At 66.6% G+C, this 24,162-nt stretch carries 18 protein-coding genes; 4 read left to right on the top strand and 14 right to left on the bottom strand.

Going from position 1 to position 24,162, the window contains the following annotated elements; genetic code table 11:
- Window positions 1-52 precede the first annotated feature (52 nt).
- Complete coding sequence (locus M3B11_RS06355) at window positions 53-784, bottom strand: TIGR00730 family Rossman fold protein (protein WP_259875901.1); 732 nt, start codon at window positions 782-784, stop codon at window positions 53-55.
- 81 nt (window positions 785-865) lie between these two features.
- Between M3B11_RS06355 and dapD the strand changes: the two genes are divergently transcribed.
- Complete coding sequence (dapD, locus tag M3B11_RS06350; protein ID WP_259875900.1) at window positions 866-1,810, top strand: 2,3,4,5-tetrahydropyridine-2,6-dicarboxylate N-succinyltransferase; 945 nt, start codon at window positions 866-868, stop codon at window positions 1,808-1,810.
- 97 nt (window positions 1,811-1,907) lie between these two features.
- On the opposite strand, the gene M3B11_RS06345 is transcribed toward dapD, so the two are convergent.
- From M3B11_RS06345 to fdxA, 3 genes are all read right to left on the bottom strand, one after another.
- On the bottom strand, window positions 1,908-3,194 hold the full coding sequence (locus M3B11_RS06345) for a citrate synthase (protein ID WP_259875899.1): 1,287 nt from the start codon (window positions 3,192-3,194) through the stop codon (window positions 1,908-1,910).
- A 239-nt stretch (window positions 3,195-3,433) separates the two neighbouring features.
- The gene (gene dapC / locus M3B11_RS06340) at window positions 3,434-4,567 is read right to left on the bottom strand and encodes a succinyldiaminopimelate transaminase (RefSeq protein WP_259875898.1); all 1,134 of its coding nucleotides are present in this window, start codon (window positions 4,565-4,567) and stop codon (window positions 3,434-3,436) included.
- 6 nt (window positions 4,568-4,573) lie between these two features.
- Window positions 4,574-4,900 carry a ferredoxin gene (gene fdxA / locus M3B11_RS06335; RefSeq protein ID WP_170273914.1) on the bottom strand — a complete coding sequence of 109 codons (327 nt, stop codon included), beginning with the start codon at window positions 4,898-4,900 and terminating at the stop codon, window positions 4,574-4,576.
- Between the two features lie 101 nt (window positions 4,901-5,001).
- Here fdxA and M3B11_RS06330 point away from each other — a divergent pair, with 101 nt between their 5' ends.
- Window positions 5,002-6,114 carry an N-acetyltransferase gene (locus tag M3B11_RS06330; RefSeq protein ID WP_259875897.1) on the top strand — a complete coding sequence of 371 codons (1,113 nt, stop codon included), beginning with the start codon at window positions 5,002-5,004 and terminating at the stop codon, window positions 6,112-6,114.
- A 104-nt stretch (window positions 6,115-6,218) separates the two neighbouring features.
- Here M3B11_RS06330 and M3B11_RS06325 read toward each other — a convergent pair whose 3' ends face one another.
- Window positions 6,219-7,607: a uracil-xanthine permease family protein gene (locus M3B11_RS06325; protein WP_259875895.1), complete on the bottom strand. Its 1,389-nt coding sequence runs from the start codon at window positions 7,605-7,607 to the stop codon at window positions 6,219-6,221.
- Window positions 7,608-7,890: 283 nt separating this feature from the next.
- Between M3B11_RS06325 and M3B11_RS06320 the strand changes: the two genes are divergently transcribed.
- Window positions 7,891-9,042 (top strand): ring-opening amidohydrolase, encoded by a 1,152-nt coding sequence (locus M3B11_RS06320; protein ID WP_259875893.1) that lies wholly within the window; start codon window positions 7,891-7,893, stop codon window positions 9,040-9,042.
- Between the two features lie 67 nt (window positions 9,043-9,109).
- Here M3B11_RS06320 and M3B11_RS06315 read toward each other — a convergent pair whose 3' ends face one another.
- The 6 genes from M3B11_RS06315 to M3B11_RS06290 all read right to left on the bottom strand — a co-directional run bounded on the left by M3B11_RS06315 (window position 9,110) and on the right by M3B11_RS06290 (window position 16,824).
- Window positions 9,110-10,828, bottom strand: a complete 1,719-nt coding sequence (locus M3B11_RS06315; protein ID WP_259875892.1) for a VanW family protein — start codon at window positions 10,826-10,828, stop codon at window positions 9,110-9,112.
- 188 nt (window positions 10,829-11,016) lie between these two features.
- Window positions 11,017-12,507, bottom strand: coding sequence for a PIG-L family deacetylase (locus M3B11_RS06310; protein ID WP_259875891.1), 1,491 nt, complete (start codon window positions 12,505-12,507; stop codon window positions 11,017-11,019).
- 7 nt (window positions 12,508-12,514) lie between these two features.
- Entirely contained in the window at window positions 12,515-14,419 is a 1,905-nt protein-coding gene (typA, locus tag M3B11_RS06305; RefSeq protein WP_259875890.1) for a translational GTPase TypA, read from the bottom strand.
- Window positions 14,420-14,557: 138 nt separating this feature from the next.
- Complete coding sequence (locus tag M3B11_RS06300) at window positions 14,558-15,265, bottom strand: response regulator transcription factor (RefSeq protein WP_259875888.1); 708 nt, start codon at window positions 15,263-15,265, stop codon at window positions 14,558-14,560.
- Window positions 15,252-16,556, bottom strand: a complete 1,305-nt coding sequence (locus M3B11_RS06295; RefSeq protein WP_259875887.1) for a histidine kinase — start codon at window positions 16,554-16,556, stop codon at window positions 15,252-15,254. Before M3B11_RS06295 ends, M3B11_RS06300 begins: the two co-directional genes overlap by 14 nt.
- 100 nt (window positions 16,557-16,656) lie before the next feature.
- The gene (locus tag M3B11_RS06290; protein WP_175294494.1) at window positions 16,657-16,824 is read right to left on the bottom strand and encodes a hypothetical protein; all 168 of its coding nucleotides are present in this window, start codon (window positions 16,822-16,824) and stop codon (window positions 16,657-16,659) included.
- A gap of 1,028 nt (window positions 16,825-17,852) precedes the next feature.
- On the opposite strand from M3B11_RS06290, the gene M3B11_RS06285 reads away from it, so the two are divergent.
- Entirely contained in the window at window positions 17,853-19,088 is a 1,236-nt protein-coding gene (locus M3B11_RS06285) for a S1 family peptidase (protein WP_259875886.1), read from the top strand.
- Between the two features lie 304 nt (window positions 19,089-19,392).
- On the opposite strand, the gene M3B11_RS06280 is transcribed toward M3B11_RS06285, so the two are convergent.
- The 3 genes from M3B11_RS06280 to M3B11_RS06270 are packed head-to-tail and all read right to left on the bottom strand — an operon-like array spanning window position 19,393 to window position 24,048.
- Window positions 19,393-21,297 carry an ABC transporter ATP-binding protein gene (locus M3B11_RS06280; RefSeq protein ID WP_259875885.1) on the bottom strand — a complete coding sequence of 635 codons (1,905 nt, stop codon included), beginning with the start codon at window positions 21,295-21,297 and terminating at the stop codon, window positions 19,393-19,395.
- A 10-nt stretch (window positions 21,298-21,307) separates the two neighbouring features.
- A complete protein-coding gene (locus tag M3B11_RS06275; protein ID WP_259875884.1) occupies window positions 21,308-22,510 on the bottom strand; it encodes an ABC transporter permease in 1,203 nt (400 codons plus the stop codon).
- Window positions 22,507-24,048: an ABC transporter permease gene (locus tag M3B11_RS06270; protein ID WP_259875882.1), complete on the bottom strand. Its 1,542-nt coding sequence runs from the start codon at window positions 24,046-24,048 to the stop codon at window positions 22,507-22,509. The genes M3B11_RS06275 and M3B11_RS06270 overlap by 4 nt, the downstream gene beginning before the upstream one ends.
- Window positions 24,049-24,162: the final 114 nt, after the last annotated feature.

The following is a 24,162-nucleotide window of genomic DNA, read 5'->3' as shown; positions in this document are numbered from 1 at the left end:
CACAGCCCTGTCGGCCACCGGCGCACTGTGACGGGCATGCTGGAACGCTCTGTCAGGCCTCGGAGACGGAGGTGAGGATCGAGACGGCCTCGTCCGGGTCATCGGTGAGGCTGAGCCGGTCGGGGTCGTCGAGGCTGATGGTGCCGTATTCGACCGGCTTGGACTTCAGCCAGTCGACGAGACCTCCCCAGTAGCTGGTGCCCATGAGCACGATCGGGAATTTGCGCACTTTGTGCGTCTGCGCCAGCGTCAGCGCTTCGAAGAGCTCATCGAACGTGCCGAACCCGCCGGGCAGCACGACGTAGCCTTGCGAATACTTGAGGAACATCGTCTTGCGCACAAAGAAGTACCGGAAGTTCACACCCAGGTCGACGTAGTCGTTCATGCCCTGTTCGAAGGGCAGCTCGATACCCAGACCCACGGAGAGTCCCCCGGCATCATGCGCCCCGCGGTTGGCCGCTTCCATGATGCCCGGCCCTCCCCCGGTGATGACTCCGTAGCCGGCCTCGGCGATGCGGCGGCCGAGATCCCGGGCGGTCGCGTAGTCCGGTGAGGTCTCGGCAGCCCGGGCCGAGCCGAAGACCGAGAAGCACGATTTGAGCCCGGCCATCGCGCCGAAGCCCTCGACGAACTCCGACTGGATGCGCAGCACCCGCCACGGGTCCTCGTGCTGCCAGGCGGCCTCATCCGGGCATTCGAGCAGCTGTTCGTCAGCGGTCTTCTCTGGAACCTGGGAGCGGCGCAGCCGCAGCGGTCCGCGGTTGTAGATTCCTGAGGTGAACATCGGCAGACTCCTGGCGTTCGACGGACACAGATCACGTCCAGCCTAGTGTCTCGCCGGCACACAGACCGATAGGCTGGTGTCATGACTCAACGTTTCGTCTCAGCCAAGGGTGTCGCCACGTACCACGGCGACACGATCCTGTGCGTGTGGTACCCCGCTCCCGTCCTCACCGGCGATGAGGCCTCGGCAGCCAAGCTCGCCGCCGACGCTGTCGACGATGACATCCTCACCCCGCTCACGGCCGCCGATGAGGCCCGCGGCACCCGCGGTGAGCTCGTCAGCGTCACGATCGACCTCGATGCCGCCCCGGACAGCGCCGCAGACGGCTACCTGCGCCTGCACGCCCTGTCCCACCGCCTCGTCAAGCCCAATGACCTCAACCTCGACGGCCTGTTCGGCCAGCTCAGCAATGTCGTGTGGACCTCTGCCGGCCCGTGTGCTGTCGAAGGCTTCGAGATCACCCGCGCCAAGCTCAAAGCACGCGGCCAGCTCTCGGTCTACGGCATCGACAAGTTCCCGCGCATGACCGATTTCGTCGTACCCGAGGGTGTGCGCATCGCTGATGCCGACCGGGTGCGGATGGGCGCCTACCTCTCACCGGGCACCGTCGTCATGCACGAGGGCTTCGTCAACTTCAACGCCGGCACCCTCGGCCAGGCGATGGTCGAAGGGCGCATCTCCCAGGGCGTCGTCATCGGCAATGGAACCGACATCGGCGGCGGCGCCTCGATCATGGGCACCCTCTCCGGCGGCGGCGCACACCGCATCGAGATCGGCGAGGGCACGCTGCTCGGCGCCAATGCCGGCGTGGGCATCTCACTCGGCGACAACTGCATCGTCGAAGCCGGCCTCTACGTCACTGCCGGCACCCGCGTCGTCCTGCCTGAGGAGGACGGCAGGGTCGTCAAGGCCGCCGAGCTGTCCGGCAGCGACAACGTGCTGCTGCGCCGCAACTCCGAGACCGGTGCCGTCGAGGCCCGGGCCCGCACCGCCCAGGGCATCGAACTCAACCCCGACCTGCACTGATCAGCCGGACACGGCACACTGACCTGCCGGGCACGGGAAAGGGGACAGACCAGATGGTCTGTCCCCTTTCGCGTATCCGGTGTCAGTGCACCGCGTCTCAGCGCTCGCTGATGTCGGTGTAGCTGCGCTTCGGCTCGCCGATGTAGATCTGGCGCGGGCGGCCGATGCGGGTCTCGGGATCGTTGATCATCTCACGCCACTGCGCGATCCAGCCCGGCAGACGGCCGACGGCGAAGAGCACGGTGAACATGTCGGTCGGGAAGCCGAGGGCCTTGTAGATGAGGCCGGTGTAGAAGTCGACGTTCGGGTACAGGCTGCGCTCGACGAAGTAGTCGTCGGCCAGTGCGATCTCCTCGAGCCTGAGGGCGAGTTCGAGCATCTCGTCGTTGCCGCCGGTGCGCTCGAGGATCTCGTGGGCGGTCTTCTTGATGATCGCTGCACGCGGATCGTAGTTTTTGTACACGCGGTGGCCGAAGCCCATGAGGCGGACGCCCTGCTCCTTGTTCTTCACCCGCTCCATGTACGACTTCGCGCCGTCATCTGAGGCGAGGATCTCCTCGAGCATCTCCAGCACTGCGGAGTTCGCACCGCCGTGCAGCGGGCCGGCCAGAGCGTTGACACCGGCTGAGATCGACTGGAAGATGTTGGCCTGTGCCGAACCGACCAGGCGCACCGTCGAGGTCGAGCAGTTCTGCTCGTGGTCGGCGTGGAGGATGAACAGCTGGTCCATCGCCTTGACTGCCAGCGGATCGAGTTCGTACGGCTCGGACGGGTAGCCGAAGTTCACGCGCAGGAAGTTCTCGACGAGGTTGAGCGAGTTGTCCGGGTGGACCACCGGCAGGCCCTCGGACTTGCGGTGGGCCATCGCTGCGATCGTCGGCATCTTGGCGAGCATGCGGATCGTGGACAGGTCGATCTGCTCGTCGTCGAAGACGGAGAGGTTGTCCTGGTAGAAGGTCGACAGCGCCGAGATCGCCGAGGACACCATCGGCATCGGATGGGCGTCGTAGGGGAAGGCGGTGAAGAAGCGGCGCAGGTCCTCGTGCACGAGGGTGTGGCGACGCAGACGGGCGTCGAATTCGTCGTACTGCTCCTGAGTGGGCAGCTCGCCGTAGATGAGCAGGTAGCAGACCTCGATGAAGTTCGACTTCTCAGTCAGCTCTTCGATCGGGTAGCCGCGATAGCGCAGGATGCCCTCGTCGCCGTCGATGAAGGTGATGGCCGAGGAGGTGTTGGCCGTGTTGGCGAAGCCGGGATCGTAGGTGACCTTCCCGGTGTCCTTGAGCAACGAGCCGATCCGCACAGCTTCCGTGCCTTCGGTGGCAGTCACCTCAGGGAGGGAGACCTCCTGGCCGTCGATGTGCAGTACTGCATCCTCTGCCATATGTACTCCTCGAAATGTCTGATCTCCGGCCGGGGATTCGAGCGTGGGGTGCTCACAGCGACCTGAGTGTTGTTTCACAGTCACATCAGAGACTACCGGCTTTGGTAGGCCAAGGGTAAATCGGGGTGGCCTGTCACCTGGGCTTGGTACCCTGCCTCGCTCCCCCGCGCGGCAGGCGGCGCGGTGCGCCCAGCCCCGAGGCAGTGGCCGCCTGTCCGGAGCCGATGGCCGCCTGCGCCTCAGGCCTCGCGCAGGCGTGCGGCGGCTGCCTGGATCCGCTCATCGGGCGCTGTCAGCGCCAGGCGCACATGCTGGCCGGCGGCGGCGCCGTAGAAGGCGCCGGGCCCGGCGATGATGCCCAGGTCGGCGAGCGCTGCGATGGTCTCCCAGCAGTCCTCATCGCGGCTGGCCCACAGGTAGAGCCCGGCTGTCGAGTGGTCGATGCGCAGCCCGAACGCCTCGGCTGCCGGCAGCAGCTCCGTGCGCCGGGCGGCGTAGCGGGCCTTCTGCTCCTGCACATGGGCGGTGTCGCGCAGGCCTGCGATCATCGCCGCCTGGATCGGGGCAGGGAGGATCATCCCGGCATGCTTGCGGGAGTTGGTGAGGTTGCGGATGAGCTTCGGATCGCCGGTGACGAATGCCGCCCGGTAGCCGGCGAGGTTCGACTGCTTCGACATCGAGTACACCGCCAATAACCCGGTGTGCTCCCCTCCGGTGACGGCCGGGTCGAGGATCGAGGGCGCCGCGGTGTCGGCGGCCCAGTTGAGCAGGGCGTAGCATTCGTCGCTGGCGACGATGACCCCGGCTTCGCGGGCGCGGGCGACGACGGCGGCAAGGGTGTCGGTGTCGAGCACCTCGCCGGTCGGGTTGCCCGGCGAGTTGAGCCACAGCAGCCCGATCCCCTCCAAGGAGGCACCGGCGAGGATGTCAGCGGCATCGAGGCGGACGCACTCGACGCCTGCCAGCCGGGCACCCATCTCATAGGTCGGGTAGGCCTGCGACGGGCAGGCGACAGCCACGGGCCGCTCCAGACCAGACGCTCCCCGAGCCGACAGCCCGAGCAGCGTCGGCAGCCAGGCGACGAGCTCCTTCGACCCGACCGTCGGCAGCACCTCGGTGGCGGGATCGACGGTCACACCGCGCCACTGGGCAGACCACCAGGCGATCGCCTCGCGCAGCGCGTCGGTGCCGGCGGTTGTCGGATAGCCGTGGGCGTCGGCGGCCTCCCGCAGCGCCTGGCGGATCACCTCGGGGGTGGGGTCGACCGGCGTGCCGATCGACAGGTCGCACACCCCACCAGGATGTGCGGCAGCACGCTGTCGGTACGGGGTCAGGGTGTCCCAGGGGTAATCCGGCAGCTGGAGTCCGTACATGGATTCTTACTCGTCGTGGTTCTGCGGCGGCAGCGCCTTGATGATCGGATGGTCGAGACCGGTGTTGCCGAGCTTGGCAGCACCGCCGGGTGAGCCGATCTCGTCGAAGAACTCGACATTGGCGGTGTAGTAGTCCGCCCACTCCTCGGGGACGTCGTCTTCGTAGTAGATCGCCTCGACCGGGCAGACGGGTTCGCAGGCGCCGCAGTCGACGCATTCGTCGGGGTGGATGTAGAGCGACCGTTCGCCTTCGTAGATGCAGTCGACGGGGCATTCGTCGATGCACGCCTTGTCCTTGAGATCGACGCACGGTTGTGCGATGACATACGTCACTGTCAGTCTCCTTGAGTCAGCTTCGATGCGAAAAGTCCTTTCTCCAGGGTACTCCCTTATAGGCTGGGAGGGTTGGCACACCACCGTCGAAAAGGTCACAGATGTTCGATCCCCGTCCCGGCATGCGCGTCGTCCTGCGGTTCCGCGCAGGCTCCGGCGCCTCCGATGCACTCGGTCAGGTCACCGCGGTCGACGACGCCTCGGTGACCGTCGAGACGAAGCGCGGGCCGGTCCGCGTGCCGCGGGAGGACATCATCCTCGCTCACGAGGTGCCCCCGGCCCCGCAGCGTGCCGGGCGGCTGCATGAGGTCGTGTCAGCTGCCGATGTCCGCCGGGTCGCCGCCCACGCCTGGCTGCCGCCGGAGGTCACGTGGCTCAACCGCGACAATCTGCACCGCGATGCCGCGCAGGCCGCCGGTGACGATGCGGCCGGTCCCGAGGCATTCGTCCAGTCCGGCTGGCTGCTGCGGGCTGCCGGCGGGGTCGGGAGGGAGGCGGCGAACGCCGCGCTGCCCCTCGACCCGCCCGGCGTCGAGACTGCTGAGGCACTCGAGATGGTCTCCCAGTGGTACGGCCAGCACGGCCTGTCGCCGATGGTCCAGATCTACTCGGAGGCTGAGGCGGCTGAGCTGGCCGCACCGTGCCGGGAGGTCGCCGGCCTGTTCCGGGATGCAGGTTTCTCCCCGTCCGAACCTCAGCTCGCGCTCACCGCTGCAACCGCCGAGGCGGCTGCCGGGCTGTCCGATCCCGCCGCCGCTGCCCCGGCTGGGCTGTCGATCGTGCGCTCGGATGCCCCGCACGCCCTGCACTATGACGCATGGGGGCACCCGAAGGGCTCGGAGCGCCACGAACCCTTCGCTGCTCTCATGACCTCAGCTGAGCAGATGTTCATCCTCTCAGCGATCACCGGTCCCCTGCCGAGGCAGCCGGATGCGGCCGCCCCGTCTGCCGGTCAGCCGACTCTCATCGGCACCATCCGGGTCGCACTCACCCACCGGTGGGCGGTGGTGTCCCATCTCATCGTCCATCCGTCTGCCCGGCGCCGCGGCGTCGGCACCGCACTCGTGCAGGCCGCGGCTGCCGCGGCATCCCAGCAGGGGATCCGCTCGCTGCTGGCCGATGTGCCTGCATCGAATGAGGCCGCGGTCGCACTCATGCGGGCACGCGGGGCTCGCGAGCATCACCGCCACTGGTTCGCTCTCAAGGCAGGGTGAACGCGGGCGGCCCTCTGCTCAGCCGGGCGGCCCTCTGCTCAGCTGGGTGGCGCCCGTCCGCTCAGCCGGGCGGCCCTCTAATCAGCCGGGTGGCGCCCGTCCGCTCAGCCTGGTGACCTGCGAGTGCCCTCGTCCCACAGCGGATCGGATTTCTCGGTGATCGGCACGTCGACGTCGAGGTGACCGCCGCGGGCAGGTGTGGGGCGGGTGAGGTTCATGAGCACCGCCAGTGCCGCTGCCGGTACGATGCCCGAGGTGAGCAGCACCTTCGCGGTGTGCGGGAACAGATCGACCGATTCCGGAATGGCCGCAAACCCCTGTCCGACACCGATCGACACGGCGATGACGAGCATGTCGTGGCGGTCGAGGGCGGTCTCGGCGAGCAGTTTGATGCCAGCGCCGATGAGCATTCCGAACATCACGACCGCTGCTCCTCCGATGACAGCCGAGGGCATGACGGCGATGGCGGCGGCGAACTTCGGCAGCAGCCCGAGCAGGATGAGGAATCCGGCGCCGATCGAGACGACGTGCCGGCTCATGACGCCGGTGAAGGCGACGAGGCCGACGTTCTGGCCGAACGAGGTGTTGGGCAGGGCGGAGAACAGTGAGGCGAACGCGGTCGCCACGCCGTCGGCCATCACGCCGCCGGAGAGCTCCTTGTCGGTCACGTCTCGTCCAGCACCGCTCTTGGTGATCGCCGACAGGTCCCCGATCGTCTCCACGGCGGTGGCGATGGCCATCGCACCCATGCCGATGAGGGCAGCAGCCGGGAAGTCGAGACCGAACTTCAGCGGCACCGGGATGGCGAACCAGGCCGCGTCGCCGACGGCGGAGAAGTCGACCCGGCCCAGAGGAATCGCTGCCAGGTAGCCGACGATGAGGGCGAAGAGCACTGAGGCCGCCCCGATGATCCCGCGGCCGAAGCGGTAGAACAGCAGCATGACGAGGAGCACCAGACTGGCCAGGCCGAGGTCTGTCCACGAACCGAAGGTCGGTGAGCCGCTGCCGCCAGCGTAGAGTGCCATGCCGGTGGGCAGCAGTCCGATGCCGATGACGAGGACGACGATGCCGCTGACGAGCGGTGGGAACAGGGCTTTGAGCCAGCGCAGGCTCATCCCGAGGATCACCTGCACGACACCGGCGAAGATCGCCCCGCCGAACACGGCGGCGATGCCGTAGGACTCTGCGAGCGGGATCGCGACGACGAGGAAGCCGAAGCTCGTGCCCTGCACGATCGGCAGCCGAGAGCCGACCGGGCCGATGCCGATCGTCTGCATGAGCGTCGTGAGCCCGGCGACGAGCAGCGCGACCTGGACGAGGAAGGCGGTCTCACCGGTGGTGGCGCCGATCGCGGTGGCGAGGATGACGGGGATCGTGACGTTGCTCGCCATCATCACGAGGACATGCTGGATGCCCAGCAGCACTGCCTCGCCCAGCGGCGGCATCTCGTTGATCCGGTAGCGCGGGGTGATCTCTGGGTCAGGGGCAGGCATGGCTCTCCTCGGGCGCGGCGGCCGGCGACTCTGCCTGCCGTCGTGGTGTGTTGTGTGTCACATCACGCTAGGTGCACGTGCCGCAGCGCTGACACAGCACTTTCTGCCGAATGGATGCGGTGCCGCTTGGCGCAATCTGACGTGTTCTGCACCATATTCCGATCAGTACAGTGAGTGGCACTCAGGGACTGCGGTGACGGCGCCGCGCGCCGGTGCGCAGTCGATGACAGCCTCTCCGGCATCACCCGCCGGGTGGGAACGACACTCTGTTGGGAGCAGCCACATGCCACAGCCGATCGAAGTCCGGAAAGTCCCTCTGCACAGCGTCTCCGATGCTTCGGAGATGTCGAAGCTCATCGACGACGGTATCCTCGATGCCTCGCGCGTCATCGCGATCATCGGCAAGACCGAGGGCAACGGAGGGGTCAACGACTACACCCGCATCATCGCCGACCGCGCCTTCCGTGAGGCGCTCATCGACAAGGGCGCCCCGCCGGAGCAGGTCAAGGAGATCCCGATCGTGTGGTCCGGCGGCACCGACGGCGTCATCAGCCCGCACGCTACGATCTTCGCCACCACCGAGGCGGCGGACACCCCTGCCAGCGGTGCCGCGCCGGGAGTCGATGACAAACGGCTGTCGGTCGGGTTCGCGATGAGCGAGCCGATCCTGCCCGAGGAGATCGGCCGCACCGGCATGGTCGACAAGGTCGCCGATGCCGTGACTGCGGCGATGGAGCGCGCCGGCATCACCGACACCGCCGATGTCCACTATGTGCAGACGAAGACCCCGCTGCTGACGATCGACACGATCCGCGATGCCCGCTCCCGCGGTCACGACGTCTTCACCGAGGACACGCTGACGTCGATGGACGTCTCCAACGGCACCACCGCCCTCGGCATCGCCCAGGCGCTCGGCGAGGTCAGCGACGTCACCGATGACGACGTCATGCGCGATCGATCGAAGTACTCCGCTGTCGCTTCGTGCTCCTCCGGTGTCGAGCTCGACCGCGCGCAGGTGGTCGTCGTCGGCAATGCGCCCGGCATCGGGGGCCGGTTCCGGATCGGCCACGGGGTGATGGATCATGCTCTCGATGCCGACGGGATCTGGGAGGCGATCACCGATGCCGGTCTCGACCTGCCGGAGCGGCCGCACCGCGACGACCTCGGCGGTCGTCTCGTGAATGTGTTCCTCAAGTGCGAGGCCAGCCAGGACGGCTCGGTGCTCGGCCGCCGCAATGCGATGCTCGATGACTCCGATGTCCACTGGCACCGGCAGATCAAGGCCGCTGTCGGCGGCGTCACCGCCGCAGTGACCGGTGATCCGGCCGTGTTCGTCTCTGTCTCTGCTGCCCATCAGGGTCCTGACGGCGGCGGGCCGGTCGCTGCGATCATCGACTTGGGCGAGGATCCCAGCGGCTACACGTTCGCAGACTGACCTGCTCCTGCATACCCGTGCCCGGCACCGTGATTCCGGTGCCGGGCACGGCTGTGCTCGGGGTCGTTCAGTCGCCCGTCCTGCACTGCACGCGGTTGACCGGACGGTAGACGGTGGTGAAGTCGTCCTTCTTCACGACCTTGCCGGTCGAGTGGTCCTTGATCGTGCGGTAGATCGTGATCGACCAGCCTTCCCGCGGTGACTGCGGTGAGCAGGAGGGACCTGATTCGGTCACGGTGCTCGGCGAGGTGAATGCGAACCGGCTGGAGGCATCGGCTTCGACATCGACGGTCTTGACGCCGAAGACCCGGGCGTGGACTTCGCCGTCCTTGAGATACATGTCGAGCACCATCGGCTTGTCGGTGCTGTTGGTGAACTTCAGATCGATCGACGTCCAGTCCAGGGTCGTCTCCCGGCCCTCCGGGTAGCGGGAGATGTACCGGGAGTGCGCGCGATGCTCATCGAGGTCGAGGCCGGCGAAGAAGGCCGCGTTGAACAGCGTCGTCGACACCTGGGAGACACCGCCGCCGAAGTCGGTCTTCATCTGACCTTCGGAGATCACACCGGCCGGCTTGTAGCCGTTGGCTGCGGTGCGCTTGCCCAGCGTTTCGTTGAGGCTGAACTGCTCACCAGGCAGCAGCACAGTGCCCGAGACCTTCTTCGAGGCCACCCGCAGGTTGGTGTCGCGGTTCGGCTCGGAGTTGTACGGGGTTGCGAACTCGGAGATGACGGTGTCGACATCGGCCTTCTCGGCCTCCTCGGTGGAGAACTCCGGATCGGTCTCGGTCAGCGTCACCTCGGCGGTGCGGTCATCGGAGGTCAGCGCCGGCAGCACTGCGGCAGCGAACTCCTTCTCGTCGACGGAGATGCCCTTCTCGCTCGGCACCACCTTCGGTTTCCCGTCGACGATCTCGTAGCTGGCGTTCTTCATCTCCTGGCCAACCTGCGGGCTCTCAGCCAGCGCCAGCCGCTTGAGCCGCTTGTCGTCGAACACCGGTGTCAGGTCGCTGTCCTTCGTCTCGAACTCCAGCGTCTGCGACACGGTCTCCGGCGAGACCGTGATCGTCCCGCCCGTCACGTCTTCATGGTCACCGGGGTCGGCGCTGACCGTGACATCATCGCTGATCGCCGGCTCGGCGATCTCCGTGCGGGCCCGCTCGGCCTCGGCGGTGGTGATGTCGGCTTCCCTCTCCTGCGCCGCCACCGTCAGCGGTCCGTCTTCGCGCAGCCATGCCGTTTCGATCGCTTCCCGGATCGCATCGGCGGTCACAACCGTGCCGTCGCTGCTGTCGGTGACCTTCGGCTTGCCGTCTTCGTCGTAGTCCAGCGTCGCGTCGACGGGTTCGGTCGACATCTCCGAGCCGACTTCCGCAATGACGGACTTCTTCGACTCGTCGACGGTGATGACCGGATCGATGACGTTGTCGTCGAACAGCCGCTGGTAGATGCGCACCGGGTTGAGAGTGAAGCCGGCGCCGCGATTGACGGTCGCCTGGGTGTCCAGCGCGATCCCGGCATCCGCCGGATCGATCTTCGCGGTGTTGTCCTCTGCGGCGATCTCGATCGGCTCCTCGGCACGCGGTGCGAGCTGCTCGTCGAGGGTCCGCTTCGCCTCGGTCTCGGACATCCCGCCGACGTCGATCGCGGCGACCTGCGTGTGACGCGGCATGCCGTTGGAGGCGAAGAACGCCGTTGCCACGTAAGCAGCGCCGAGGGCGAGGACGGCGGCGACGATGGCGATGATCGTCGTACGGCGGCCGCGCGCCGAAGTGGAGTCAGAGGCCATGGAGTCACTTCGCGAATGTCGGCCGGGCAGCAGCCCGGAGCGGGTGGGCGTTCGTTGCAACTATAGCCAGTGGCGCTGCGCTGACCTGCGGCTGCCGGGTGACAATCCTGCTACAGTTCGGTCTCGGCTGCCGGCCCGGCCGTCGGTGTCACGTCCGCTGAGTCGGTGTCACGACCGTTTCGTCGGTGTCACGACCGCTTGGGAGCCTTGAGCGAGGGCAGCATGAACGCGAGCACGGCGGCGATGCCCATCGGTGCGACGAGCCAGACGATCGAGCGCAGATAGGCTGCGACGATGAGGTCGGCGCCGGGCAGCAGACCCTGCTGTGTGAACAGGAACGACACCATGCAGATGATCGCCGCGCACAGCACCATGAGCGATGTCGACCGGTACAGCCCGGCGATGTGCCACATGCCCGCCGTGCTCAGCGCAAGCGCAAGCGCCAAGCCCCACGGGGCGATGATCTGCTGGCCGCCGAGCTCCCAGGCGGTCGCGTTGAGGTGCTGGAAGGAGCCGAGCACGCCGATGAGCAGGCCGACGAGGATCGCATGGATGATCGCTGCCGCACCGGTCTTCGGACGTCCCGGAGACTCAGTGCCAGCTCTCGCCGATCCGGCTCCGGCAGCTGTCACCGCTCCAGTTCCGGCGGTGCTCGCAGCACCGGGTGCTCCGTGCGCTGCCGAGGCGGTGGCGGCGGTCGCATCGTCAGTGCCGGAGCCGTCCGGAGTCGGGTAGGCGCGGGTCTCGACTGGGACGGTGACGGCATCAAGGACATTGTCGACCAGCGCGTAGGGAGCCGGTTCGGGGCCCGGATAGGCGGCGTCGGTGTAGCACTCGACGTCCATGACCTTCTGACCGATGCCGTTGGACAGGGCGAAGAACTGCCCGGCCACGGTGATCTGTGTGCGGTGAGCGGCCATCGCCAGGCTCTTTGCGCCGATGACGGCGTCGACGTCGTGGGCGACGGCGATCGGCGCTTCGGCGGCGATCGTCGGGATCGATTCGGCCGAGGCGAAGCCGGTGAGGTCGAAGCCGGGTGCCTGCGGGTCGAAGGCGTCGGCTGCGGCGTCGGCGGGGGTGTCGAAGAACAGCAGTGTGGCCACCTCGTCAGCGGTGCCCTCCACTCGCCGGCAGGCGGCGACTGTCGCCTCGTGCATCCGCACATGGTCGGGGTGGCCGTAGCCGCCGCCGCTGGAGTAGGTGATGACAAGCTGCGGACGCACCCGGCGGATGACGTTGACAAGGTATCCGGCTGCTTCGCTCACCGGGGCGGCGCACAGCGCCTCGGGCACCATGTCATCGGGTGGCACGGCGTGCCCGTCCGGGCCCCAGGCCATCCCGGAGTCCTCGAACCGGCGAGAAGGCAGGCGCTCGTCTGCTCCCCCGCGCTCACCGTCGGCCAGGAAGGCATGGTCGTTGACCCCGAGGATCTCAAGCGCCTGGGCGAGCTCCTGCTCCCGGTGGGCTGCCAGTTCGGCCCGGTTGCCCTCCAGTCGTTCCTGCAGCTCGCCGATCACCTCACCGCCCTCACCGCGGGTGGCGGTGACGAGCGCGACGTGAGCACCGGAGGCGGCAAGTGCGGCCATCGTCCCACCGGTCATGATCGACTCGTCATCGGGGTGAGCGTGGACGAAGAGGACGCGCGCCTGCGCTGCGGGAAGGGTCTGGGTGGCACTCATGCAGTGATCAGTTCTTCTTGCGGCTCGAGATCTTGTGACGCTCCTTCTGGTCGAGTACGACCTTGCGGATGCGCACATGCGTGGGCGTGACTTCGACGCACTCGTCGTCGTTGGCGAACTCGAGGCTCTCCTCCAGGGTCAGCGCCCGCGGCGGGGTGAGGTTCTCGAAGGTGTCCGCCGAAGCTGAGCGCATGTTCGTCAGCTTCTTCTCCTTCGTGACGTTGACGTCCATGTCCTCATTGCGAGAGTTCTCACCGACGACCTGACCTTCGTAGACCTCAGAGGTCGGCTCGACGAAGAAGCTGCCGCGATCCTGCAGGTTGAGCATCGCGTACGGGGTGACCGAACCGGCCCGGTCGGCGACGAGCGAACCGGTCGTGCGGAAGGCGATGTCCCCTGCCCACGGCATCAGGCCGGCTGACAGGGAGTTGGCGATGCCGGTGCCGCGGGTCTCGGTGAGGAACCGGGTGCGGAAGCCGATGAGGCCGCGGGCCGGGACCCGGAATTCCATGCGCACCCAGCCGGTGCCGTGGTTGCTGATCGACTCCATCTGGCCCTTGCGGGAGGCCATGAGCTGGGTGATCGCGCCGAGGTATTCCTCGGGTGCGTCGATCGTCATCTGCTCGACCGGTTCGTGCAGGACGCCGTCGATCTCCTGGGTCACGACCTGCGGCTTGCCGACAGTGAGTTCGAAGCCCTCGCGGCGCATCTGCTCGACGAGCACGGCCAGGGCGAGTTCGCCTCGGCCCTGGACTTCCCAGGTGTCGGGGCGCTCGGTGGGCAGCACGCGCAGCGAGACGTTGCCGACGAGTTCGGAGTCGAGACGGTCCTTGACCATGCGGGCGGTGACCTTGGTGCCCTTCTCGCGGCCGGCCAGCGGCGAGGTGTTGATGCCGATGGTCATCGAGATCGCCGGTTCGTCGATCTCGATCGCCGGCATCGGGCGCGGATCCTCCAGATCGGTGATGGTGTCGCCGATCATGATGTCGGGGATGCCGGCGATGGCGACGATGTCGCCAGCTGAGGCTTCTTCTGCCGGGACGCGTTGGAGGCCCTTGGTTTCGAGCAGCTCGGTGACCTTGGCCTGGCCGATGTCTCCGCTGCCGCGAGCCCAGGCCACCTGCTGGCCTTTCCTCAGGGTGCCGCCGTAGATGCGCAGCAGCGCCAGGCGGCCGAGGAACGGTGAGGCGTCGAGGTTGGTGACGTGTGCCTGGAGCACTCCGTCATCGTTGTAAGCCGGGGCCGGGATGTGCTCCAGGATGGTGGAGAACAGCGGTTCGAGGTCGTCGTTGTCGGGCACATCGCCATCGGCGGGCCGGCGCAGAGAGGCGCGGGCGACCTTGGCTGCGGCGTAGACGACGGGCACGTCGAGCACGGCATCGACGTCAAGGTCGGGCTGCTCCTCTGCCAGGTCGCTGGCCAGGCCGAGCAGGAGGTCCTGGGCTTCGTCGACGACTTCGGCGATGCGGGCATCGGCGCGGTCTGTCTTGTTGATGACGATGATGACCGGCAGGTTCGCCGCCAGCGCCTTGCGCAGCACGAATCGGGTCTGCGGCAGCGGTCCTTCCGAGGCGTCGACGAGCAGCACTACACCGTCGACCATGGACAGGCCGCGTTCGACCTCACCGCCGAAGTCGGCGTGGCCGGGGGTGTCGATGACGTTGATGGTCAGCGGACCGTCGGCGGCGGACGGTCCTGCGTAGCGCACGGCGGTGTTCTTCGCCAGGATCGTGATGCCCTTTTCGCGCTCGAGGTCGCCGGAGTCCATGACGCGGTCCTGCACTTCGCCGTGGTCGCCGAACGCTCCGGTCTGTTTGAGCATCGCATCGACCAGGGTCGTCTTGCCGTGGTCGACGTGGGCGACGATCGCGATATTGCGGCGATCGAGGCGGCGTGCGGTGTGTTCTGTCATCAACATCCTCAAGAATTGTGTGCGGCCCGCGCCCCGGTGGGAGCACAGGCGGGTGAGGTCTCCGCGCACCTTTCACGGGCTCTGACCCAACACACCATTATAGGGGCCCGGCAGGCAGTGCCCTGCACTCGAAGATGCTCAGTGCACGCCTTCGGGTGAGACGATTCTCGAGTTGAATGCCTCGACGACGAGCTCAAGCCGCGAGCGGACGTTGAATTTGCGCATGATCGAGGTGACGTGCACTTTGACAGTGCCTTCGCGAATGTCGAGCTTGCGGGCGATCTCGTGGTTCGACAGTCCCTGGCAGAGCAGGTAGAGCACGCCCTCCTCCCGATCGGTCAGGCCGAGCCGGGCGATCTCCTCTGCCGGGCTGCCGGCGGCTGCTGGCTCGTGGGTGATGGTGGCGCCGAAGCCTGCAGCGTCCGGTGAGATGACGGCGGTGCCGCTGAGCACGGCGTCGATCGCCGAGCGAATCTGCACGACATCGGCCGTCTTGATGAGGTAGCCGTTGGCACCTGCGGCAAGTGCCTGGATGAGGTTCTCTTCGCTGTCGAAAGATGTCAGCAGGATGATCGGCACACGCACCCCGGCGGCGCGCAGGCGACGGGTCGCCTCGATGCCTCCGACCTCGAGCATCGAGATGTCGCAGAGGATGACATCGATGCTCTTGACGGCTTCGCGGCCGAGTGGCTCGACGGCGGCGAGCATCTCTGCTCCGTCGGAGAATGTGGAGTCGACGCTGATGGCGGCGTCGTTGCCGAGCAGTTCGGCGATGGCGTCTCGAGTGAAGGCATCGTCATCGGTGATGATGACCCTGATGCGGTCGTAGGGTTCAACGATTGTCACTCGTTACCTCCGTGTTGGGCGTGGGTTGCCCAGCTGGTGCTGCGGGGAGTTCGACGCAGAGCTGCCACTGCGAGCCCGGGGCCTCAGCGCCTTCGACGACCGGCGGTGTGAGCCGGCCAGTAGTCAGGATACCCCCTGCGGCCTCGATATCGCGGGCGAGATTTGCCAAGCCCAGACCTGAGCTGTCGGCAGGGTTGGGATTGCCCTCCGGAGATTCGGTGTTGCTCAGCACGACTTTGACGTGCGTTTCGGACCGCGTGAACACCGCATGCACGGGCTCATCAGGTGACGCGTATTTGATGGTGTTGAGGATGCTCTCATCCAGCAGTCTGCCGAGCAGCCGGATGTACTGCTCCAAGGCCTCGGCCGCCTGCGGTTCGACGGCGCTTTCGACCGCGAAGCCGTAGATGCGCAGCCGGTCGGAATAGGATCGCAGCAGCTGCCGGACCGTCATCGGGCCGTGCGCGACAACAGGGTCGCTGGCGCGTGTGCCCGTCGCCGCCTTCCTGGCCGAGCGCGGAACGTCGGACCCCGACTCTACCCCTCCGTCGCTGCGGATCAAGTCGTCGACATCTCTGAGCCGGCGAAGCAGCAGCCGGACTTCACTGCTGGCGGCATGGGTTTCGGCGACGATGAGATCGAGATTCTCCGCTGCCTTGCCCCCGCCACTCGCACGAGCCTGCTGGGCGAGCAGGGATACGCGTGTGAGCACTCCACCGACAGAGTCGTGAAGATCGCGCGAAAGCTGATCGCTGAGCTCATCCAGTGCCTTTCGGTTCTGTTCGACAGCCGCTTCCTCGCGAGCAAGCAGAAAACGGATGACGCCTCCAGCACCGAGCGCCAATGCAAACACGACGCTCCAGAAGACCAGTGAGGATACGATGATCGAGGCGTCATACCCGTGAAGACCTGGTGCCATCGCGGAGATGACGAACAGGCCGCTGAGCGCGAATGCCGGCTTGACGAAGCCGCGGGCGACGAAGTAGGCGACGATGACCGGCAGGAGCATGCTCGCGATACCCAGAAAGGTCGTATTGGTGATGAAGAGGTAGGCGCCCGCGCAGGCGACGGCTGCGACCATGACCCATGGCGACAAGGGAATGGCAACCATGCCGATGCCGAGCAAGGTAAGCGGAATGAGCGGAAAATCAGCACTCTCGACCTGGGTCGCATCCATGATCCCGAGGCCGACAAGCAGGAGCGTCAGGAGAATGGGGACGCCGTACTGCCCGAGCTGGGTGCGCGAACTCACTCGCCGAATCAAGGACCTGTTCTCCCGTACGTCGGCCATTGCTTGATGGTACTACACCGTCAAGGCCCGCATCGGACACTGAAACGACCGCGCACCTGCTGCGTAGGCAGCGAGTGCGCGGCGCAAAGGTTGGGAAGCCTCAGCCCTTGGGCGGCTTCACATTCGAGCAGAGCTGGGCGACTTTCCACACCAGGCAGATACTGGGATAGTCAGGGGCGGGTTTTGCCTGCACAGCCGCAGCAGGAGCAACGGTTCCAAAGGACAGCATGACAGCTGCCGCGAGCGTCAGGCCGAGTGATTTCTTCATGACTCCATCATGCCTGCCGCTGTGACGTGAGCCAATACGACTTTCGTCGTAGCTCATGGACCGAACAAGCCGGCGGCGAGAGGAGTGCCTGAGGCCGATTCTGGCCACCACACGGATCCCCCCCGCCCACGCTGTGCGGCTGACGCACCGGCACCGCTGCAGGTCATGGCCGAAACCTCAGGCCGCACGGTCAGCGAACAGCGCGAATGCGTCGGAGACCGGGCCGGGCAGAGCAGCAATCGCTACCAGCTCTCGCAGAAGGCCAGTGACGTCGGCGGCGCATTCTTCAATGAGCACAGCGAACTCGCCGTCCAGCCAGCAGCCGGCCTGCTCAGCCGGTTTCCCAGCGGCGACCGCCGACCAGGGTCGTGCGGTCGCCCAGGTCTCCGGTCTCTCAGCCTCCCCGGTGCACACCGCGCCCGGTGTTCCCGGCGGCGCCCACTCCGCCGGCGGTTACGCAGTCCGCATGACCACCGGCGGCTGGCCGAACCGGTGGTGCTTCAACGGCGGATACATGGGGGCTCCTCCTGCTTACAGCGGTACAGGATGCACTGGAATACTACGACCTGCGCTACGACCACAGCGGATCGATCTCCCTGGGCCTCCGCAGGGCTGAACCGGAGGCAGCTGCTCACAAAGGCACGGGCGTGGTGACCCGGGATGCTGGGACGAATCGCATGATTCGCCCCAGCGCTTCTCAGCGCCCACAGCGCACCTGACATCCCTTCGGCAGAAAAACTTCTGCCAGCCGCCGCCGCGCACCTACGACGATCGGAGAGTGAGGTGGCCATATGTCTTAGCGAAGTCTGAACGCCGGCTGTCCGGCGCCTGGGAGCGGGGTAGGCGAACCTGTATGCCGTCTGACCACACGGTCACAAGAGGCTGAGGGCATCCCTGGCCCGCCGCATCGGGAGCGGGACGCTATGCCGTTGGTCCATCGTCTTTTGACCAAGGCGCAATATCGCCACCGGTGGGATCTCGGAAGAGTGAGAGCACCAACCTGAACGACTCTCACAAGGAGAAGACTCGTGAAACGCACGTTCGTCCACGCGGCCCTCGTCGGCTCGCTGGCCTTTGCAGGAATGGGAGCGTCGATGCCGGCTCTCGCGGCACCGGGAGGAGCGGCCGATACGGCCATCCAGAAGTCCCCGGCAGTCAAGAAGGTCGAGGCCGACTTCAGCGACAAGGAGCTGAAGATCATGGCCGAGTCCTCGGGCCGCACGGTCGCAGCCCAGACGGACCACCTGCAGGCGCAGTTCACGCAGAACAACGACTACTACGACCTCGTGCAGGCCGGCAACACGTACGACGGCGCGTTCTTCAACGACGAGAACAAGCTCGTCCTGCAGGCCCCTGCCGGATCGCAGGCCGCCAAGGCCGCCGAAGCTGCCGGCTTCGAAGTCCGCGACGCCGCCAACGGCGAGAGCAAGCTCAATGACATCGCCGATGCGCTAGCGGAGCTCGCCACCGCTGACGCCGGTGTCGTCTCCGTCGCCCCGCGCATCGCTGACGACGCCGTCGTCGTCACCGTCACCGACCCGAAGGCCGACACCGCCGTGCTCGACAAGGCCGCCGAATACGGCGACGCGGTCACCGTCCAGAAGGGTGAGCGCAACGAGCTGCACGCCACTGCCAAGGGCGGCGACAAGATCGGCCTGGGCGGCGGCTACTGCTCGGCTGGATTCCCTGCCACCGACGGTGAGGGCAACCACGTCATGGTGTGGGCCGGTCACTGCATCGAGAATCAGGACAGCTTCACGGTGGAGGGCCAGGACTTCGGCTCCTACGGTGAGACTGCCTTCAAGTCCTACGACGGCCAGCCGGACCGCGACATCGGATACGTTGTCCTGGGCGACGGCAATGAGGTCAGCACCGAGGCCAACACCTACGGCTCAGACCACGGCATCACCAACGCTGAAGAAGGCGCGTGGCAGGCCCCGATCGGCACCGAGCTGTGCCGCACCGGCGCGACCTCCGGTGTCACCTGCGGTGAGGTCACCGGCTACAACGCCACCGTGAACTACTCCGATTCGCAGGGCCGCGACATCGCCCAGGTCTCCGGGCTCGGCGAGTCGACCGTCTGCACCGCTGGCGGTGACTCCGGTGGCGCCTACACCGCCGGCAACCAGGCCGTGGGCATGACCTCCGGCGGACCTGCCGGACAGGACTGCGGCTTCAACGGCGGCTACGTTGACGGGTCCTCGTACTTCCAGCCGGTGCCCGACGCGCTGGACTACTACAAACTGGAGTACGGCCACAAGTGATGAGAATGTCGTCTCTCATCTGACGGTCCCCCGTTCCCTCGCGGGGTGACACACGAGGGATACTCACAAAGGTAGGGTTCACAGCCCGCGGCGCCGGGGCGAAGCAGCAGCTTTGCCCCGGCGTCGTCTGTGTGTGCGGGCAGCGCGGTTGCCCTGCCTGCTCCGTCGCCGCGCCGGTCGCTGAGTGGCAGGGTCCCAGTGCGCCCGCCCGCCGCGCCCGAGGCGCTGGTCACCTGGAGCGCCGGGGTGCTGCGGAGGGAGACCGGTGCCGGTCTCCCTCCGCTTCGTGCGCGGTGCGTGCGGCTCAGTCCTCGCGGGTGGCGGAGATCATCGCATCGCGGGCTGCGCGGCGACGGCGCTGCTCGTTCGGATCGGGCACCGGCACGGCAGCGAGCAGGCGCTGCGTATACGGGTGCACCGGGTCGGCGACGATGTCGCTGGAGTTGCCGACCTCGACGAGGTAGCCGTGGCGCATGACCGCCACGCGGCGGGCCAGCATCTCGACGACGGCGAGGTCGTGGGAGATGAACAGACAGGCGAATCCCTGCTCACGCTGCAGCTGCTGGAACAGCTCCAGCACCTTGGCCTGTACGGAGACGTCGAGAGCCGAGGTCGGCTCATCGGCGATGAGCAGCTTGGGCTGCAGCGCCAGCGCACGGGCGATGCCGATGCGCTGACGCTGGCCGCCGGAGAGCTCATGCGGGTAGCGGTTGCGCATCGAGGTCGGCAGCTCGACCGAATCGAGCAGTGCCTCCACACGCTTGTTGAGCGCTGATCCCTTGAGCTTCTCGTGCAGGAAGATCGGCTCACCGATCGATTCGCCGACCGGCAGTCGCGGATTGAGCGACGACCCCGGGTCCTGGAACACGATGCCGACGTCGCGGCGCAGGGGCCGCAGCTGCCGGTTGCTCATGTTCGTGATGTCGGTGCCGTTGATCTCCAGGGAGCCTTCGACGACCGGCAGCAGACCGAGTGCGGCACGGCCGATCGTCGTCTTGCCCGAACCTGATTCGCCGACCAGGCCGACGACCTCGCCGGGAGCCACTGACAGGTTGATGTCGTGGGCGGCCCGGAAGGCCGGCGTGCGGCCGATCTTCGGGTACTCGATCGCAGCGTCGGTGAGCTTGAGCGCCGGCGTTTCGGTCGAATCGAAGCTCTCATCCGGGTGCGCGATCGTCTCAGTCGATTCCAGCGTGATGCCGGCCGGCACCCAATTGCGATCGGCCAGCTCCGGCGTGGCAGCCTCCTTGACGTCGTCGACGGAATCGCCGAAGACACGCTCTTCCTTCTCACCCAGGTGCGGTACCGAGTCAAGCAGCTGCTTGGTGTAGGGGTGCTGCGGGTTGTAGAAGATCTCATCGGCGGTGCCGGTTTCGACGACCCGTCCGCTCTTCATCACGAGGATGCGGTCGGCCATATCGGCGACGACCCCCATGTCGTGCGTGATGAGGATGATGCCGGAGTCGATCCGCTCACGCAGATCGCGCATGAGCTTGAGGATCTCCGCCTGCACCGTGACATCGAGCGCGGTCGTCGGCTCATCGGCGATGAGCAGACGCGGATCGCAGGCCAGAGCCTGGGCGATCATGATGCGCTGCCGCTGGCCACCCGAGAGCTGGTGCGGGAAGGAGTCGAACCGGCGCTCCGGTTCGGGGATGTCGACGAGCCGCATGAGCTCGAGCGCCCGTTCCTTGGCAGCCGAGGGCCCCATATCGAAATGAGTGCGCAGAGTCTCGACGATCTGGAAGCCGCAGGTGTAGACCGGGTTGAGAGCGGTCATCGGCTCCTGGAAGATCACCGAGATCTCCTTGCCGCGGATGCGCTGCATCTGCGCCATCGGCATGTCGACGAGCTCACGCCCGTCGAGCTTGGCGCTGCCGGTTGCCAGTCCGTTCTTAGGCAGCAGTCCGATGAGCGACATCGAGGACTGCGATTTGCCTGAGCCGGACTCGCCGACGATGGCGAGCACCTCACCGGGGTAGAGCTCGTAGTTCAGGCCCTCTGCGGCGGTGAACCATTCGCCGCCGACCCAGAAGTTCACTCCCAGATCGGTGACGGACAGGATCGGCTCGCCGCCGGTGCGTTCGCGCCCCGTTCCCGAGGCGGTGGCTGCGCTCTGCGTGTCCGCAGCGGTGGGCCCAGCGCCGGTGGCGGCGTGTGAGCCGCCCGGCCGCCGCTGGGCAGGGGTGTTCGTGGTGTTCTCAGTCATATCTGCCCTCCTAGCGCCGCGGCTTGCCGTCGTGTTCGTCCCCAGTCTCACCGGGGTCGTCATGGGTGTTGACGGTGCCTGCTGGCCCGGGATGGTCCGGTCCCTGTGCTGGCGTGCCTTCAGCGAACGGCATGCCGGTGGCGCCGGCACCGGTGGTGACAGCGGCTGCTGCCTCCTCTTCGGTGCGCTCCGGCGTGCGGATCTGCGCCTTGAGCATCTCCTTCTTCGACGGGATGCGCTTCTGACGTGGGTCGAAGGCATCGCGGAGGCCGTCGCCGATGAAGTTGACGCACAGCGCGATGATGATGATGAACAGACCCGGCCACCAGAACAGCCAAGGACGGGTGGAGAAGGAGCTCTGGTACTCGTTGATGAGCTGGCCGAGGGAGACGTCCGGGGCGCTGACGCCGAAGCCCAGGAAGGACAGGGCGGTTTCGAGCACGATCGCCTGGCTCATGAGCAGCGTCGTGTTGACGATGATGACACCCATCGCATTGGGCAGCATGTGCTTGAAGATGATGCGGAAGTCGCTGGCCCCGGCCACACGTGCCGAGTCGACGAACTCGCGTTCACGCAGCGACAGGAAGTCACCGCGGACCAGACGCGCCAGGCCCGGCCACAGGATGAGACCCAGGCAGATCGCCAGCAGCAGCGGCGAGGAGTACTTGCCGGCGAGCACACCGAGCACAGCGCCGACGACGATGACCGGCAGGGTGATGAACAGGTCGGTCAGACGCATGAGCACATCGTCGACGCGCTTGCGGTAATAGCCGGCCAGCGAACCGATGACCACACCGACGACAAGCGAGATCGCACCCATGACGAGCATCACCATGATCGAGATCTGGGTGCCCTTCATGACGCGGGCGAAGTTGTCGCGGCCGATGTCGTCCTGTCCGAACGGATGCTCTCCGAAGGAGAAGATGTTCGACAGCTGCCAGGTCGGCGTACCGCCGTTGAGGACGTCGTTGGTGTTGTAGTGGTTGAACTTCCACCAGCCCGGGACCGGGCCGAAGCCAACGGACGAGTAGGCCAGGATCGCGATGAGCAGCACGACGGCGAGTCCGCTGAGCGCGCCTTTGTGCCGGATGAAGCGGCGCCAGACGATCTGGCCCTGCGACAGGCCGGCGGTCTCCTGGGCCTCGATGGCATTGTCGCCTTCGAGGGTGTGTGTGTCCTCGTGCTTCGAGGGATCAGGAAGTGAGGTGGTCATGCGTTCACCCGAATCCTTGGGTCGAGGATGGCGTAGACGAAGTCGGCGACGATGTTCGCCACGACTGCGAGTATTCCGGTGATGAGGATGTAGGCCATCACGGGATCGATATCGGCCTTGCCGAGCGAGTCGACGAACATTCTGCCCATGCCGGCCCAGCCGAAGATCGTCTCGGTCAGCACAGCACCGCCGATGAGCGTGATGATGTCGACCGGCACGATTGAGGCCAACGGCAGCAGCGCATTGCGCAGTGCGTGGCGCATGATGACGGTGCGCTCGGTCAGGCCCTTGGCGCGTGCGGTGCGGATGTAGTCCTGGTTCATCACTTCGAGCATCGATCCGCGCGAGTAGCGGGTGTAGGTGGCGAAGGAGATGAGCACGAGGGCGATCGAGGGCAGCAGCAAATGTGTGAAGCTGTCGACGGTCTGGATCCAGAAGTCGCCCTGCAGCCCAGGGCTGGACGCACCGATCGTGGCGATCGGCCTGCCGCGGATCTGCGGCAGGTTCGAGTAGTTCGACCACACCTGCATATTGCGGTCGACGAAGACGAGCAGTGAGGCGATGATCGCGACGATTGCTGCGGTGCGGGCCGAAGCGCCCTTGTCGGGTCCGCCGAAGGCGAAGCCGACACCGACGCCGACGAGGATCGCGACGACGAACAGGCCGAGGATGATGAACCAGTTCGCCGGTACGAAGTAGAAGAACCACTGCATCGCGTAGTAGAACACTCCGCCGAGCACGGCTGTCGTGAGGGCGGCGTAGAAAGCGCGCTTGTTGTGCAGGCCGGTCGACAGGTGGGTCACGAGCACCGCAGCGGCAAGCGACGTCACGGTCACGCCGATGAGTCCGATGCCGGGCTGCAGCAGCCAGTTGGAGCCGAAGAGGAACGCAAGCAGCGTGAACGTGACGATCGTGCCCGCGGCGAGGTTGATGTAGCGGCGCCGTCCGCTGCCGCCCATCGCGCCCATCCAGAAGGCGCCTGCGATCAGCGAGATGACGACCAGCGCCAGCCAGTTGACCTCGGGGTCGCGCAGGAAGTTGTTGAATTCGATCGCGCCGTACTGCTTGAGGAGCACGGCCACCCAGAAGACGGGCAGCGAGTACAGCAGGAAGGTGATGAAGGTGATGGCGTAGTCGAAGCCGGTGTACTGGCGGATGGCCGAGACGAGGCCGACAGTGACGCCGAGGATGATCGAGACGAAGGTGGCGACGAAGACGAGCTTGACGGAGTTCAGAATCGCGCCCTGCAGCATGCTCGTCACGGCCTGGCCGGTCAGCCAGGATGAGCCGAGGTCGCACTGGCCGATGAGGCAGCCGCCGACTCCGGTGAGCCACCAGAAGTAGCGGATGGGTGAGGGGACGTCGAGCTGGAGATTGCGGATGCGGTTCTCCATCAGCTGGGCCGCGTTCGGTGACGTCGAGGTCCGCAGATCTTCCAGCGGGTCGATCGCGAGATCGATCAGCACGTACATGAGGAACGTCACGACGAGCATGACGAGAGCGGCTGACAGGAACCGACGGATGAGATATCTGATCATTTCGGGCTTCCCGGGAGGGTCGTGGGACAGGGAGCGGCGGGGGGGGGGGGGGGGGGGGCCCCCCCCCCCCCCCCCCCCGACGGAGCCGCCACGGGGGCGCCGAGGCCGGTTCTG

Origin of the sequence: Brevibacterium sp. p3-SID960, from assembly GCF_025144725.1 — a bacterium.
Classification (GTDB): domain Bacteria; phylum Actinomycetota; class Actinomycetes; order Actinomycetales; family Brevibacteriaceae; genus Brevibacterium.
This window is presented reverse-complemented; position numbering and strand designations above follow the sequence as displayed.